Annotated in this window: 2 protein-coding genes; both read right to left on the bottom strand. The window is 72.1% G+C overall.

Going from position 1 to position 1,201, the window contains the following annotated elements; translation table 11 throughout:
- Positions 1 to 409, bottom strand: a 409-nt coding sequence (locus tag DBR34_RS17190) for a DUF6597 domain-containing transcriptional factor (protein WP_343125620.1), incomplete at its 3' end; no start/stop codon positions are given.
- 222 nt (positions 410 to 631) lie between these two features.
- Positions 632 to 1,201, bottom strand: a 570-nt coding sequence (locus DBR34_RS17185) for an SPOR domain-containing protein (RefSeq protein WP_258224063.1), incomplete at its 5' end; no start/stop codon positions are given.

Below are 1,201 nucleotides of genomic sequence, written 5' to 3'. Positions count from 1 at the left end.
CATCGCCATCGCCCACATCATTCAAGCGCGCCGCCATCTGCCGCGCCTGCGGCCCCAGCACCGCATCCAGCTCCACGGCCGTGCCCACCATCTCGCCCAGCGGCACCCCCAGCCACGCCCGCGCCGCACCCGGCTGGAACCGCGCGCCCAGTACCTGCGCACCCGGCGTCAGCTGCGGGTGCGCCGCCACCACATCCGGTCCCACCACATACAGCCGCCCACCGCGCCACAGGATGTCCACGCAGCCATCGGGCAGCACCGCCACCTCACCGCTGTGGCCCACCGGCAGATCGCTGCGCCACAGCTGCCCGAAGCAGCCCTGCAGCGCAGCCGGCGGCGCCCATTCGCGGTAGCGGCCGGTGGCACCGGCAACGCCGGGAAGGTCAGCAGGATCAGGGCGGGAAGACATGCGCGGACGATAACCCGTAGAGCCGGGCTCTGCCCGGCTGCCCAGCAGGGCGCGGAACAACCGGTTCCGCGCGTCGTCGGTGTACGTACATCGCACGCAAATCCCGCACGTCCATCGCCCGCGAACCCCTGACGGGTAGAGCCGACCGTTGGTCGGCTGCTCTCGGCGACCAAAAAAAACGCCGGGCAATGCCCGGCGTTCCTGGATGCGTTGCAGCGCGCCTTACTGCGCCTTGATCGCCATCGCCTGAAGCCCCGTCCCATCCAGCTTCTGCTTGGCCTCGGCCAGCTCCCCGGCGCTGCCATACGGCCCCATGCGCACGCGGTACACCGTCTTGCCGTTGATCTGCGCCGATTCCACCCGTGCCGCCAGACCGATCATCGCCAGCTTGGCCTTGGTCGCCTCGGCATCGCCAGACGCACCAAACGCACCGGCCTGCAGGATGTAGCGCACGTTGCTGGCCGCAGGCTCAGCCGCCGCAGCAGCAGGCGTCGCCGCTGCAGTAGCCGCCGGCTTCGGTGCCGCCGGGGTAGCCGCCGCAGTCTGCGCCGGCGTCGCCGCCGCAGCCGTGGTCGCCGCCGGGCGCTCGGCCACCGGGGCGGGCAGCGGGGCGGTGCTCACTGCCGCAGGCGAGGTGGTTGCGGCGGTGCTGGTCGAGGCCGGTGCCGGTGGCAACGGGCGTCCTTCCAACGCCGCCTGCGCGCGCTGCGCCTCGGCCTTGGCACGGCGCTGGTCTTCAGCACGCGCGCTGGCCGCCAGCTCCGCATCGGACATTTCCACTTCCTTGCCGGG

It is taken from the genome of Stenotrophomonas sp. HMWF003 (assembly GCF_003061285.1).
GTDB classification, from domain to species: Bacteria; Pseudomonadota; Gammaproteobacteria; order Xanthomonadales; family Xanthomonadaceae; genus Stenotrophomonas; species Stenotrophomonas maltophilia_AP.
This window is presented reverse-complemented; position numbering and strand designations above follow the sequence as displayed.